Genomic DNA, 15053 nt, shown 5'->3' with positions numbered 1-15053 from the left:
TAATTAAAAAATGGAAGCAAATTCATTCGATATAGACTTCAGACGTGTTAATGCCAACATAGCTCAAATTCAGGTATTAGCCGCTGTGGTAAGAAAAATGGTTCAAGACGAATATCATGACGGGAATTCTCATTTGTTAGTTTCTTTGCCTTTGCCTCGAGATTATAGCGATTGGAATGCTTTGAACAATTATTGTAAGACACAGAATAACGCAATATGCTTTAAGATCTTAAGTGAACTATTTGGGTCAAGCAGCTACATCTGCAATTCCGGTGACCATTCACAACCAAGAGCAGATGTATATTTACAATTGTCTGTATTGCAGGACGCATTCGCCCAATTGGAAAATTTGAAATTAGAAACATCTTCGGAAACTGATATATGTAAAATTACACAACAATTAACGACATCTTACATGTTTCTGAATAATGGTATAGGGGATTTCTTTTACAATCTTGTATACGAAAACGGAACATTTGATTGGAGTTATAAACTCCATCCGGATTATATTAACTTAGATTGGTTGCGTGAATTGAATGGATCCGGAATATTTGTGGCGGATAGTGAGAACAAAAGAAGACTTCAAAAGGTGTTTAAGACAAGGTTAGAAGAATTTGCTTGCCAATGTAGATTTATGGCATTTTGGACATGTCTATTGCAAATTGTCACATGCCCATCTTTACCAAAAGCTATGCGAAGTTCATTCAGAGATTTTGCCTCTTGCCTATTACATAATTTTGGTTCTGTATATGTTCATCATATAATAGTAGAACAGTCTTCTTTAAATCAGTCGATTATCCCCAAATATCGAGGGTCTTCTGATAATACTACGCGACTAAAAGTTTATTTTACTTTAGAAAACGGTCATCCTTTGCTTGCACGTTTTGATCTTTCGCACAAAGGTGTCCCCTTTTTGCATATCAACATGGAAGATGAAAATGGAGCAGTTCCTGAATTCAATCACTGCCAGCTAAGTCTAACAGAAGCTGAGGATAATATTCTTAAGCCTCTTGAAGACGCCTTAATGACATTCAATTATAATGGAGTGGAGTTTAAGCATGCCCCAACTCATTTTGATAAGAAAATGCTTCATCGCATAACTGTTGAACGAGCCCTGTTTGGTGCTTGTTCTGTGGAATGGAGCACAGCAATCTTGAGTGACATATATAAAAAAGAAGGTTTAGGACCATATGATTGGGATAAGGAACATTCAGGTCAATTATCTACTGAGACACAATCATACATACGAGAGTGCCGTACTATACTTGAGTATGAGGTAGAATCGTATGGATTCGACCCACAAGAAATTGATCATACAGAGATTTTTGAATGTATTTATGACGAAATTTTTAAATAAAATAATAATAGAGATATTTATAAGACTTTTTGGATGATAGATATCCTATGCTCATTAAAAAGGAATTACTCTAAATCTATATCAACCGTATATTGGGGACAATCCTAATCATTCTAATGTATTTTGTATATATATATTCTCGTAGCCATGGATAACGCATGTCACTTTTGCACATTTCCTTAGAAAAAGCTGCAATGTTTCAATAGATGTCATCAAATAAAATAAAAATATACATGTTGTGTATAACTAATTTATCATATTTATATTAAATTAATTATGATCCAACACAACATAAGTGACTACCCAACATAAGTTGCGGATGCAAATGCGCACTGAACTCCAGTAGGTGTCAATATTGCGAAAGTTACTGTGGACAAAGTATTTTCAGTAGTTCGCATTGTCCTGCTTTCAACAAGGTTTCAGCCTTGCTGCTTGTAAGGATAGAGTGGAACAATGCCAACGGATGTATGCCGTGATACTCCCCACAAAAACCGTTACGGCTGATTTCGGAGATAACACGCTGTCGGGGGTAGAATTGTGCTGGATTTATATCGTGTGCCCGATGATAGGGACGGATTTCAAGCCCCTAACTGAAGTTCCAAATGTCGTAATACATGATGCTCATTCCTCGCAGACGGGCAACGATGGCTTCTTTACCATTGGGCGACAACCAACGTTGCACCACTTCGGAACAGTTGTAACGAGCCTGTTCATCTGCCTTGCGATATACGTTGATATGGAAATACCGCATCACTTGAAAACCGTCACAAGTAGTAATGATGCCAAAGTATTCAATCTCTTTCAATACCCTTTGTCGGGTGGCTCTTTCTCTCTGCTGCTTCATCTTGGCATAGCCTTCATCTTCGGCTCGCTTGATAGCCTGCTGCCGTGCTTCCAATTTTTCTTCTTCGGTCAGTTCTACGTGATGATTAACTACTACTTTGCAGTCGATAGGTTTTACGATTTCTATGTTCACTTCATCGTAAAGTGTACAACTTGCCCGAATATCTCATCATCAGAGAAACCGTTGCAATCGCTTTTTTGTACGTAATTTAAAACAAAAGTGATGCAATCGTCTATATTCTTGGCGGGATTGCGGTAGTTCACTGCAAAGAGTTCATCTTCCGCTGCACGTTGTTCTAAAAACGCTTGTATTATTCTCTTAAAATGTTCTGTCCCTTTCATTCTATTCTATTATATTTTTAATGTTTATAATGTCAAAAGCTGTCGCCATTACTCTTACTGCATTGAAGATTTTATGCGAGAATAGATTAGTCACGATATTGTTTCGTATTGATATTTCTGTTCTTGTTTTCATAATCATGACCTTTTTTGTGCGGTGAATGAGTTGAGCTACTGACTTGTTTCGTTGGCTTTGCAAAGGAGAGGCGTTTTTCAGGAGCAAATTTTTTAGCAGAATACTATCCGAAGGTGTGGAGATTGTGATACAAAAAAATTGTTCAGATAAGCAAAACCCGATTTTACCTTTGCGCACGCAACAAGTTAGTTGCCTGCATCAACTTATTCTACCTTTTCGCATGAAGGGAGTGATGGCTACCGGAAACAGGAAAAAGAAATTGGAACAGATGTCATTTCCTAATGAAAAGAACCGCAATTTTCTTCATTTGAGTATGATTATAGGTATGATTTTTATTTGAAAACGGAATACAGGTTAAAAACGGAAGCTTTCCAAACAGAATCTGATTTTCCCGTCCTTTTTTACTATTCCTTTGCCCCCGAAATCGAACAAAAACAGCTTAATAACATGAGTCCATTTGCAATATTTGCCATTATGCTGACCATAGCATACATAATCTACTATGGCGTGAATATCAGTCGAGACCTGTACGGTAAAAAGGGTCAGGAGAATGAAACGGAAGAGATTTTCGATATGGGTACTATGTCGGAGATTGAAGAGCCAATTCCAGTGACAGAAGACGGGGATAGCTTTATCATAGGAACGCAAGCTGACCTTGAAAATCTTTCAGAATCTAATCACCCCGGAGAACAGGGAAGAGAGGGAAAGGGAAGTGATGATTCTTACAAGGGTGGAACAGCTTACAAGAGTGGAACAGCTGATAAGGGTGGAACAGACGAGAAAAGTGGAATCGCTGAAAAAAGTAAGGTCGAAGAGCAGGTTGATAATGTACGCCAGAATATGCTTGAAGGGGATGTTCAGAGCGAAGTCGTGATGAATGAGAAACAATTTGAGGACTATCTTATCAATCAGCAGGTTATCCTTTTTGATAATCAACGCCAGAGCAAGGGACTTAGAGAAGTGAAGGCTCCTGATAATGGGAAGCCTGAAAACAACGAATCGGAGATTAGAGATGCTATCTAAAATGCTTAGGTCTTCTTTTGTTTTGATTGGCTTGTTTTCGGTTCAGTCCGCACGTGCCAAATGCGGCGGTGTGGATTATAGCTGGGGAGCCGATGCACTGGCTTTGATGCACGATTATGTGGTAACGATGATGCTCTACGTGCTTTACTTAGGTTATGCTATTGCTGCTATAGTAGCGGTGATAGCAAGTCTTCAAATATACATAAAAATGAATATCGGGGAAGAGGGAGTAACGAAAGAGATACTCTTTCTGGTAGGTGCCTGCATCTTCCTGATTAGTGCCTCCATCCTATTTCCTTCCTTCTTCGGATATCAGATATAAAAACACTCGACTGCGCAGAAGAGTAAAACTGTGTACTAATTATTAATGTAAGAAAATGTTTCAGAAAATCAAAAAAATGATGAAGGGCATTTGCTCTTCCGAGAGAATCAAAATGATGTCTCTCATGTTGCTTGTCGGAACGACGGCAGCGATGGCCCAGAATGGGGCAGGTGACTATACCGCCGGTACTACAGCCCTTGGGACTGTGACCACGGAAATTGCCAAGTATGTGCCGTATGTGGTGAAATTGTGTTACGCCATTGCCGGTGTGGTGGCGGTCGTAGGTGCTATCAGTGTGTACATCAAGATGAACAATGAGGAACAGGATGTCAAGAAGTCCATCATGATGATTGTGGGAGCTTGTATCTTCCTTGTGGCAGCCGCACAAGCATTGCCGTTGTTCTTTGGTGTAACTAGCTAAACAGCAATGGGTACAGACTCTAATTCCGACAGCCGGTATGCAGAATACCCGTTGTTCAAGGGGCTGCAAAAACCTCTTGAATTCATGGGAGTCCAAGGCCGCTACATCTATTGGGCAGCAGGTGCCATCGGTGGAGCCATTATCGGTTTCATCGTGGCTTACTGTCTAATAGGCTTCCTTGCCGGACTGATTACATTGGTTCTTGCACTGGGTACAGGCGCGGCTCTCATCTTCCTCAAGCAGAGAAAAGGGCTGCACACCAAGAAAAGCAGCAAGGGGGTATTCATTTACGCCTATTTAAAAAGAGTGTGACAAAATCATGCGGATTAACAATCGGTATTAATCCTGACAGGCTCACCGTTCAAGTAAGCAGCCAGCCCTCTTACCGGAAAGGTGAGCCTGTCTAACTTAAAATCAAATGCAGTATCTATTTATTTTAATCGGAACAATCCTGTTGTCAGCCTGTGGCAAAAAGACTCAAACGGAACATTCACTGGAAGCCCAACAGACAGCCGAAAAGACAAGGGAAAATTGGGACAATGCCAAACGCCCTTTTGAAGTGAGCATCGAAGGTTTGTTAACGCAGGAAATGGAGGCGTTGTCCTCAATTGGGATTTATACGAATCCGAAGGATGCCACGGAGGAAGAATCGGTTGCTTTTCAGGGGACGGCATTTATGAAGAATGAGAACGGAAGCTATCAGACAAACGACCGGAATGCGGTGGCTACAGACTCGACAGCACAGCTATACGTCTGTTTCCCGTACCGCAAAGGGCTGAAAGACAAAGATGCCATTCTACTGAACGCTCCTTTTGGGGAAAATCTGTACGGGAGGGAAGTGCAACGTGAATATGGCCGAACAGTATCAGTAAAGGTGAATATGGTCAGTGCGATGGCTTTGCTTCGCATTACCTGTGGAAGTAACGATGTACAAGATTGGCTAGAAGGGTTGAATATCAACGGTGAAGGCGTTTATACAAAGGCCATGTATCTGCTCTATCAAGGCAGATGGCTCGGCATGACTGCGGATGGTTCCATCACTGCCCGGCAAGCGGACTGCCTGCTGAACAATGGCAGATCGTTTGACTATTACCTGATTCCGACGGAAACGGTAGGTGTGGTTACAATCCTTGCAAAAATCAACCAGAAAAATTATGCGGTAAAGACTACGCTACCACCTTTGCGTGCAGGGAGTCTGACCCAAATCAATCTTCACAAGACAGCTAACGGACTTACCGTGAACAGCAGTTGGGTAGATACACGTCATGCAATTCTTAGTAATAACAGGATTTCTGAGGTAGATACCGTGAAAGTCGGTTATTATCTGCAAAAGGGTGGCTATATCAGCGATAAGCGGGACACATCTTCTGTTGCAATCGTCATTCAGACCGACGGAAAACGTGGTAAAGCGGTGGCACTGAAAGACTGTGAAGGGAGGCTCTGTTTTGGTAGCAGCTCCTTGACCAGTGGAAAGGTGTTCGCTACCATTGACGGAAAGCGGAAAGAAGGAATTGTCAATCCCAAACAGGCTCAGGGAGTCGGTGATGCGGAGAGAATCATCTTCAAGCCCGGTATTCCATACGGAATGAATTGTGCCCTTGGTTATACAAACGGTGCGGAACTGACCACGCTGTTGATTGGAAAATCACATATAAAAGATACGGGTGATGCTCTTCATACAGATACAGGCTTCTCCTTGTCACGAAAGATGATGATTGATGAAGTGCAAAGGCATCCGGGAAGCTATGTACCGTCTCTTGCTGAAATGGTGGTATTGTATTATCAGCTTCGCTACTCTGAAAGAGATGCCGCATGGAAACAGTTTGAGATTCCAAGCGGTGAATACCTGACCAGCAGCGAATCTACCAGCCAGTCATTTTACATGATGGATATGGAGAACGGCATCATTGCGGGGACACTATCCAAACAGTACGCAAAGATGCAGTTGCGTCTTTTCTATCTTTTTTGAACAGGTAAACAAACAACTATTGCAGTCACTAAATAGAATATAGCAATGACAATCTATGTAATCCTTTTTTTTGTGGCACTGCTTATAGGCATGGCCGTATCGGTCTATGCTTTTGGAACGGGAGGTAAACGTCAGCATATCTTTCAGGATATTTATTTCTCTGTGGAAGACACAAATGGAATTGGTGTTATCTATACCAAGACTGGAGAATATTCAGCGGTGCTGAAACTGGATAATCCGGTACAGAAATATTCCGCCAATATAGACAGTTACTATGAGTTCACTCATCTATTCACCGCTATAGCACAGACATTGGGTGAAGGGTATGCCTTGCACAAACAGGACATCTTCACAAGAAACCGCTTCGGATTTGTGGATGCGGAGAAGAAAGAGTTTCTGTCGAAATCCTATTTCGGATATTTCAAGGGAAGACAATATACGGATAGCTGCACTTATCTCACTATCACGCAGGAAGCCAGGAAGAGTAGCCTGTTCTCGTTCGACAATAAGAAATGGAAGGACTTCCTTGTGAAAATCCGTAAGGTACAGGATCAGTTGCGCGACGCAGGCGTGCAATCGGAATTTCTGGACAAAGATGCCGCAAATGAGCTGGTGGACCGCTGTTTCTCCATGAACTTTACAGATAAGAATATCTCCATGAGTAACTTCAAGGTGGATGAAGAAAGCATCGGGATGGGTGATCATAAATGCAAGCTATATAGCCTTGTGGATGTGGACAGCACCAATCTTCCCGGACTGATCCGCCCCTACACCAACATCGAGGTGAACAATACCAGTATGCCGGTAGACTTGGTTTCCATGATAGACAGCATACCCGAAGCGCAGACCGTGATCTATAATCAGATGATATTCATCCCCAATCAAAAACGGGAACTGACTATGCTGGACAAAAAGAAGAACCGCCATGCGAGCATCCCGAATCCTTCCAATGAGATGGCTGTGGAAGACATCAAGCGTGTGCAGGAGACGGTGGCCAGAGAAAGCAAGCAATTGGTTTACACGCATTATAACTTGGTGGTATGCTGCGACAAGCAGGCGGACTTGCAGAAGCCGACAAACCATTTGGAGAATTGTTTCGGGCGTATAGGCATCCATATCAGTAAGAGAGCCTATAACCAACTGGAACTTTTTGTTAACTCTTTCCCCGGAAATTGCTACGGCATGAATGCGGACTATGATCGCTTCCTGACACTCGGTGATGCCGCTACTTGCCTGATGTACAAGGAGCGTACCCAGCACAACGAGGAAACACCTCTCAAAATTTACTATACAGACAGGCAGGGTGTGCCTGTCGCTATTGATATAACAGGAAAGGAAGGGCGTAACAAGCTGACGGATAACAGTAACTTCTTTTGCCTCGGCCCTTCCGGAAGCGGTAAGAGTTTCCACATGAACAGTGTGATCAGACAACTCTATGAACAGAATACCGATGTAGTCATGGTAGATACGGGTAATTCATACGAAGGACTTTGTGAGTACCTCAGCGGCAGGTATATCAGCTATACCGAAGAGAAGCCTATCACCATGAATCCGTTCCATATCAACCGTGCAGAACTGAATATAGAGAAAGTCAATTTCTTGAAAAACTTGATTCTACAGATTTGGAAAGGTTCGGATGCTACGGCTACCGACCTTGAAATCCGTATCGCCGAACAGATGATCAACGAGTATTACGAAGTTTGTTTCAACGGTTCCAGCGGTTATGACCCTGCACGCAGGGAGGCTGTGACCAAAAAGCTCGTCAACGGAGCGAAGCGTAAAGCTGCCATACTGGGTGTGGACACAGAGACTTTACTTGCTAAAGTGCCCGGAACGGTGTCTATGCTGGAAGAGAGACGCAAGGCACTGAAGGTGAAGGAGCTTTCATTCAACAGTTTCTACGAGTTCTCTATTGAATTACTTGACATCATCTGCATGGAGAACAACATCACCGAGATAGACTATGACAAGTACGCCTATATGATACAGCCTTTTTATAAGGGTGGAAAATATGAGAAGACACTTAATGAACAGGTGGATACGACACTGTTCAATGAGAGTTTCATCGTATTCGAGGTGGATGCCATTAAGGACAGTAAGGAATTATTCCCGATAGTCACGCTTATTATCATGGACGTTTTTTTGCAAAAAATGCGTCTGAAAACGAACCGGAAAGTCCTTGTAATCGAGGAAGCATGGAAGGCGATAGCCTCTCCCCTAATGGCAGAATACATTAAGTTTATGTACAAAACCGCCCGTAAATTTTGGGCAAGTGTGGGCGTGGTGACACAGGAGATTCAGGACATCATTGATAGCCCGGTGGTAAAGGAAGCCATCATCAACAACTCGGATGTGGTGATGCTGCTCGACCAAAGCAAGTTCAGGGAGCGATTCGATAATATACAATCCATCCTCGGCCTGACCGATGTGGACTGCAAGAAGATATTCACCATCAATCGCCTTGAAAACAAGGAAGGACGCTCGTTCTTTAAAGAGGTGTTTATCCGCAGAGGAATGACCAGCGGCGTGTATGGCGTGGAGGAATCCAAGGAGTGTTATATGACCTACACTACGGAGCGGGCAGAGAAGGAAGCCTTGAAACTTTATAAACGGGAGTTGGGATGCAGCCATCAGGAAGCCATCGAAGCCTACTGCCGGGACTGGAACCTGTCCGGTATTGACAAATCACTGTCGTTTGCACAAAAGGTGAATCAAGCAGGAACTGTACTTAATCTTGCACAAAAAAGCCAAAAAGGATAAATAAGAGAATTGATAACAATGAAAAAAACTCTGTTCATACTCATAGTGATCTGTGCTTTTGCCATTCAGGTGAATGCGCAGTATGTGCGTGTCAACTATGACAAGAAGACTATCGCGGCTATGGTGGGGGCATACGGGGCAGAGACGGTGGCCGAAGTCTACTACAACGAGCAGGTAAAGAAGATTCTGGATAAGTACAGTGCCGCAGAGGTGGCAGCTGCAGGTATCTTCCTATCCAAATACATGGATCGGAAAGGTATGACCGAACTCGGCATACTCGCCAGCAGTACAGAAAACTATTATTACCGCCGCATCTACAATCTTGTCAGTGCAAAGATCATGCCCAAAATATGGACGGTGGCGGGGTTGATGCTCCGCTCTCCGCAAACCGCCCTCTACTGGGGCAGCTATCTGATGAAAATCTGCACCGAGACCAAAATTCTCTGTATGCAGTTTGAATCGGTAGTGACAAACAGTGAACTATCATTTAAAGACATTGTCTTTCTGGAGCTTGATCCAAAAATCGCCGCCCTCTTCAAACTCTTCGAGTCCGGAGACATTGACTGGCAAACAATGTTTGACGATTTCGGCAAGATCTCAAGTAATTTCACCAAAGAGAATCTTCAGGCAGATATAGACCAACTGTATAACATGGGAGTGAATCTGGCTACTACCGGAGGTGATAACCTGTCGGAGCAGATATTGTGTAATAGCAGTTTTGATGACCTTCTTCAGGGAAAAACCAAAACGGTGATTAATGCCGTGAAAGGAAGCTATCAACTTTATGAGCAGATGGATAAATCTATCGGAGGCACATTGCTGTCGTTAGTCGGCGGAGAGAACAACGTAAGTAACTTGTTCAACCTGAGTAACTACAACCTGACCTCGTGGACGACGGACTATCTGCATGAGGCAGTGGGACAATATTATACCCAACGGTGGTATATCTACCGACGGGATGCCGGTAGTGAGACACTCTGCGACTACAATCCACCCACCGATGATAACAGTGTGATCAATGGAGGTGAATGGGTGCGTTTTGAAACAGGCGATGCCGGTTTTTATCCCAATGCGGCACAGGTGGAACAGATATTGAGTAATTCGGAAAGGTATGCCGGATGGTCGAGAGCCAAGGTGAGCCAACTGAATAGTAGTAATGACGGCTATACCTATTCTATCAACTACTGGCGTAATGGCTATGTCATTTCAAGAAACGGGAGACAGACGAAGAAAGCCTACGCATACAGTATTTCCGTGACCAAGAGCTGGAATCATACGGAAGTCATCTACGAGGATTTGTTTGATTCCTACACGATGGACCTGAATGCGTTCAAGGCGCAACTGACCGCAAAGCTGTCAGAATACAATGACAATGAAGAGGGCTATACCTATTATATAGGTAGCGATGCCAAGAAATACTATCAGGCAACGGATGCCGCCAAGCTGAAAGGTTGCGAAAGCGTCATCATCAGCGTGACTTGTCATGATGGGGCTACACTTATTTCCGGTACCACCTCCTATAAATGCCGCACATGCGGAGGTAGCTTGGATGCACACACCAAAGAGTGTGCGATGCAGACCACCCTTTCGGGAAATGGAAGCCTGGATTTGTCCGAACTGGATGAAAAAGAGAAAGAATACCAACAACAAATCAATCTGCTGCAAAGTCAGATAGAGCAACTGGAAAATGAGAATGCCGATCTGATAAAGAAGATAGCGTCAGCCAGTGTGGAAGATGCAGCCAAGTACAGGCAGCAATATAACCAGAATAAGAGCCGGATAACCCAGTTGCAAACGGAACTTTCCGGTTGGCAAAAGAAGATGGAAGAGTTGGCAGAAGCCCGTGCCGAAGCCAACGAAGACAATGCTGTGCCGACGGATGACTATTACCGAATACCAGCTATCCTACAAGATTGCAAAACGGCCTATAGCCTGACATGGCAGGGTGACGGGTGGTGGGAAGGTTATAGCTATCTGAGGAAAGCGACCGCTCCCAACATCAAGGGTATTGTTACTTTCAAAGCTACCGTGACCATTGCCCGGAAACCTAAATATTTTCTGGGTATCAAGATACACCGTGCCATTGTGCAAATCAGTTGGGAACTGACCGCAGAATACACCGATACGGAGGTGGTGGATGTACTGCAACTCGACCCTAATAAGAGCGATGCGGATAAAGCCAAAGAAGTGAACAACCGGATATCGGAGGTAGCCAGACAATATCCCAACTGCCAGGTAAGTACAGAATATATGAAGAGTGCCCCATCAGAAGAAGATCAGAGTGAAGATGTCTATCATCTGCTCTGGTCGTCGGACAGACTGCAAGTAGCCCGACAGGTGGATACCCGACTGACGAAAATCTATGCCGACCTGGTATCACTGGAAAAGATGATGCACTACAAACGGTCGATCATAGATGTGCTGAAAGACATCGCACCAGCTATCCATGATGACCAAGGCAGGAGACTGACACTGGTGGAGCAATGTCGGAAACGGTGGTTACGTGGAGCCGCCAACAGTCTGCACTCAGTGGATTATAACGGAAAATATGAGGAGGAATAATGATGGAAAAAGGAAAAAACAGATTCAGTATAATAGTACATACTATTATACTACTTATAGTAATCTTTCTATTTCCTATTAAGGCGAGTGCCCAATGGGGATTTGATTTGCCGGCGGTGGAAGCCTATATCAATGACCACAAGCAACAACGGAGCTTGTTGCTGGCACGTTCGACACTGGAACTCAGCAACCAACTTCTGCATGGGTATAGCAGCGAGGCTACGGTGGACTACAAGAACCTGAATGTGGATTTGGACAAGTACACCCGTGCCTTTGATGTGATAGATGTACTTTATCAGTCGCTGCGTACCAGCTTGAATGTCTATTCAACTTACAAATCAGTAAGCGAGCGCATACAGGAGTACAAGCACCTGCTGGAAGACTATAATGAGAAGGTGCTGAAACGCAATAAACTATCTTTGGGTGATACACTGCTTATCGGGATTAACCTACGCTGCATACAAAAAATAAGCGATGAAGGCAATCACCTCTACCGCTCACTCAGTGACCTTGTGTTGTATGCTACCGGTGCGGCCGCCTGCTCCACCTCCGACCTGCTTTTTGTACTGGAAAGTATCAATACCGGGCTGGACAATATAGAGAAGCACCTGAACAAATCTTACTTTGAGACGTGGCGGTATATCCAACTCCGCATGGGATATTGGAAAGAATCCGTCTATCGGACCAAAAGCAAGTCCGAAATCATAGAGGGCGCTTTCGGCAGATGGAAAGAATCAGGACTGAACCCCTATAAAAATAAGTAAATGATGAAAAGAATCTTACTCCTATCGGCAGTGGTTATGGGTATTTGTCCCCTGGTAAAGGCGCAAAGCGTCACGTATGACCACGATGATGCCAAGATGAACCAGATCACCGTCATGGAAATCGGTTCGGGAGGGTTGACCCCCTCGTTGTACTATACCGTTCTGCATAAATCTTATCAGAAAAGCGCATCGAGCAAGAACAAGCTGGCTTTCAGAACGACTGCCGGATTGAACCTCTATGCACAAGTAGATGATGCCGAAGCACTGGATTCCGCCCTGAACAAACGGGCAAAGATAGAAGCCCTGAATGTGGCAGACCGAAGCGGTGGCGTACTGGATCTGGCATGGGTGGCAGAGAACGGTAAACTGAATAGCAAGATGGCGGACTTTGAACGGAATATCCGCCGGGTAATGAAGGTGGGTGGTACCGCCAATGAACAAACGCATTGGAAGGAGTACTACAACGTGTATCAATGCGCCATCAAAGCGGCACAGAATGCCTATATGCCCAATGCCCAACGAAAAAAAGAATACCTGCGCATTTATGCGGATGTGGCACGGAAAAATGAAACACTTATCCTTTACATCGTGCGGCTCTCCAATGCCCGGAAGACTTCGGAGCTACTGGCGGCTACGGGGAACATCGAGAACCACAAGGCACAGATCGTGAGAAATGCTCTCTCCCGTTGGAGAGATGCGGGCTGGAGCACCAGTAAACATGGACTGGAAGAATAAACAATAGAATGACATAACCTAAAAACAGCAGACGTATGGCAGATAACATACTTTCGGATTTCGGAATCAATATTCTCGAAGAAGAGATAGACGACGTAATCTTTCAGACTAATGAATTTCTTTGCGATGCCACCTTTACGGGTTCGCAAGGGCCTTTTTGGTGGATTCTTCAAATGTGCATGGCACTGGCAGCACTCTTCTCCATCATTGTGGCCGGAGGAATGGCGTATAAGATGATGATAAAGCATGAGCCGCTGGATGTGATGAAACTGTTCAAACCACTGGTGATCGCTATCATTCTGTCGTGGTGGTACCCACCGGCAGACACAGGCATGAACGGTAGCGGAAGCAATTGGTGCGTGCTGGATTTCCTATCCTATATTCCCAACGCTATCGGCTCCTATACACATGACTTGTATGAAGCGGAAGCTACACAGATAACGGATAAGTTTCAGGAGGTGCAGGAGCTGATCTACGTGAGGGACACCATGTACACCAACCTACAGGCACAAGCCGATGTAGCTCATTCAGGAACATCAGACCCCAATCTGATAGAGTCCACGATGGAGCATACTGGAGTGGATGAAGTGACGAATATGGAAAAGGATGCCAGCAAGCTGTGGTTCACTTCCTTGGTGAGCGGAGCGACCGTCTGCATAGATAAAATAGTGATGGTGATAGCCCTGATCGTATTTCGTATCGGGTGGTGGGCAACGATATACTGTCAGCAGATATTGCTCGGTATGCTGACCATCTTTGGCCCTATACAGTGGGCTTTCAGCCTGCTTCCGAAATGGGAAGGTGCATGGGCGAAGTGGCTGACAAGGTATCTGACGGTGCATTTCTATGGGGCGATGTTGTACTTCGTGGGATTCTACGTGCTATTACTCTTTGACATTGTGCTCTGCATACAGGTGGAGAACCTGAAAGCAATCACCACCTCCGAACAGACCATGGCTGCCTACCTGCAAAACTCCTTTTTCTCTGCCGGTTATCTGATGGCGGCAAGCATCGTGGCTCTGAAATGCCTGAACCTTGTGCCGGACTTGGCGGCATGGATGGTGCCGGAAGGAGATACGGCATTCTCTACCCGAAACTTCGGCGAGGGTGTGGCACAACAAGCCAAGATGTCAACGACGGGAGCTATCAGTTCCATGATGAAATAAGGGAAAAGAAAAGGACAAGCAACAAAAATAGAATCAAATATGGTCATTAAGAATCTTGAAAACAAAGTAAAGCTGGTAACCATCATCTGTGGATTTTTCCTGTTGGGGTGTATTCTTATCAGCGTATCGAGTATCTGGACGGCAAGAACTATGGTGGTGGATGCTCAACAGAAAGTGTATGTATTGGACGGCAATGTACCCATCCTAGTACAGCGTACCACGATGGAGGAAACCCTTGACGTGGAAGCCAAAAGCCATGTGGAGATGTTCCACCACTATTTTTTCACATTGGCTCCTGATGATAAATACATCAAATACACGATGGAAAAGGCGATGTACTTAGTCGATGAAACGGGATTGGCGCAATACAATACCCTGAAAGAAAAAGGCTTCTATAACAATATCATGGGTACGAGTGCGGTGTTCTCCATCTTCTGTGACAGCATTAAATTCGATAAGGAAAAGATGGAATTTACCTATTACGGCCGCCAACGCATTGAGCGAAGGACAAGCATCCTGACCCGTGAACTGGTGACAGCAGGACAACTGAAACGGGTGCCGAGAACGGACAACAACCCACACGGGCTACTGGTGGTGAACTGGCGAACGCTGCTGAACAAAGACATTGAGCAGAAGACAAAGAACAATTATTGAGA

12 protein-coding genes and 1 pseudogene are annotated in these 15053 nt (G+C 44.4%); 12 read left to right on the top strand and 1 reads right to left on the bottom strand.

What is annotated here, in order from left to right; genetic code table 11:
• Window positions 1-10 precede the first annotated feature (10 nt).
• Window positions 11-1357 (top strand): hypothetical protein, encoded by a 1347-nt coding sequence (locus ACKPCE_RS13290; RefSeq protein ID WP_319505535.1) that lies wholly within the window; start codon window positions 11-13, stop codon window positions 1355-1357.
• 873 nt (window positions 1358-2230) lie between these two features.
• Here ACKPCE_RS13290 and ACKPCE_RS13285 read toward each other — a convergent pair.
• Window positions 2231-2542, bottom strand: a pseudogene (locus tag ACKPCE_RS13285) (PcfK-like family protein); the annotation flags it as partial.
• Between the two features lie 580 nt (window positions 2543-3122).
• Between ACKPCE_RS13285 and ACKPCE_RS13280 the strand changes: the two are divergent.
• The 11 genes from ACKPCE_RS13280 to traK all read left to right on the top strand — a co-directional run bounded on the left by ACKPCE_RS13280 (window position 3123) and on the right by traK (window position 15051).
• The gene (locus ACKPCE_RS13280) at window positions 3123-3698 is read left to right on the top strand and encodes a hypothetical protein (RefSeq protein WP_319505534.1); all 576 of its coding nucleotides are present in this window, start codon (window positions 3123-3125) and stop codon (window positions 3696-3698) included.
• Between the two features lies 1 nt (window position 3699).
• Window positions 3700-4020 carry a DUF4134 family protein gene (locus tag ACKPCE_RS13275; RefSeq protein WP_407654982.1) on the top strand — a complete coding sequence of 107 codons (321 nt, stop codon included), beginning with the start codon at window positions 3700-3702 and terminating at the stop codon, window positions 4018-4020.
• A gap of 55 nt (window positions 4021-4075) precedes the next feature.
• The gene (locus ACKPCE_RS13270) at window positions 4076-4441 is read left to right on the top strand and encodes a DUF4134 domain-containing protein (RefSeq protein WP_319505532.1); all 366 of its coding nucleotides are present in this window, start codon (window positions 4076-4078) and stop codon (window positions 4439-4441) included.
• A gap of 6 nt (window positions 4442-4447) precedes the next feature.
• The gene (locus tag ACKPCE_RS13265) at window positions 4448-4753 is read left to right on the top strand and encodes a DUF4133 domain-containing protein (RefSeq protein WP_319505531.1); all 306 of its coding nucleotides are present in this window, start codon (window positions 4448-4450) and stop codon (window positions 4751-4753) included.
• Between the two features lie 106 nt (window positions 4754-4859).
• On the top strand, window positions 4860-6410 hold the full coding sequence (locus ACKPCE_RS13260; protein ID WP_319505530.1) for a hypothetical protein: 1551 nt from the start codon (window positions 4860-4862) through the stop codon (window positions 6408-6410).
• Between the two features lie 45 nt (window positions 6411-6455).
• A complete protein-coding gene (locus ACKPCE_RS13255; RefSeq protein WP_319505529.1) occupies window positions 6456-9170 on the top strand; it encodes a TraG/VirB4 family ATPase in 2715 nt (904 codons plus the stop codon).
• A gap of 18 nt (window positions 9171-9188) precedes the next feature.
• On the top strand, window positions 9189-11732 hold the full coding sequence (locus ACKPCE_RS13250; protein ID WP_319505528.1) for a hypothetical protein: 2544 nt from the start codon (window positions 9189-9191) through the stop codon (window positions 11730-11732).
• 32 nt (window positions 11733-11764) lie between these two features.
• A complete protein-coding gene (locus ACKPCE_RS13245) occupies window positions 11765-12496 on the top strand; it encodes a hypothetical protein (RefSeq protein WP_407655036.1) in 732 nt (243 codons plus the stop codon).
• A gap of 3 nt (window positions 12497-12499) precedes the next feature.
• Window positions 12500-13231 carry a DUF5045 domain-containing protein gene (locus ACKPCE_RS13240; RefSeq protein ID WP_258981832.1) on the top strand — a complete coding sequence of 244 codons (732 nt, stop codon included), beginning with the start codon at window positions 12500-12502 and terminating at the stop codon, window positions 13229-13231.
• Window positions 13232-13266: 35 nt separating this feature from the next.
• Complete coding sequence (locus ACKPCE_RS13235) at window positions 13267-14397, top strand: hypothetical protein (protein ID WP_319505527.1); 1131 nt, start codon at window positions 13267-13269, stop codon at window positions 14395-14397.
• Between the two features lie 39 nt (window positions 14398-14436).
• The gene (gene traK, locus ACKPCE_RS13230) at window positions 14437-15051 is read left to right on the top strand and encodes a conjugative transposon protein TraK (RefSeq protein ID WP_258978384.1); all 615 of its coding nucleotides are present in this window, start codon (window positions 14437-14439) and stop codon (window positions 15049-15051) included.
• The last annotated feature ends 2 nt before the right edge of the window (window positions 15052-15053 follow it).

It is taken from the genome of Bacteroides graminisolvens, assembly GCF_963666085.1.
GTDB classification, from domain to species: domain Bacteria; phylum Bacteroidota; class Bacteroidia; order Bacteroidales; family Bacteroidaceae; genus Bacteroides; species Bacteroides graminisolvens.
Note: the sequence above shows the minus strand (reverse complement) of the source record. Positions and strands in the feature narration are given on the sequence as shown.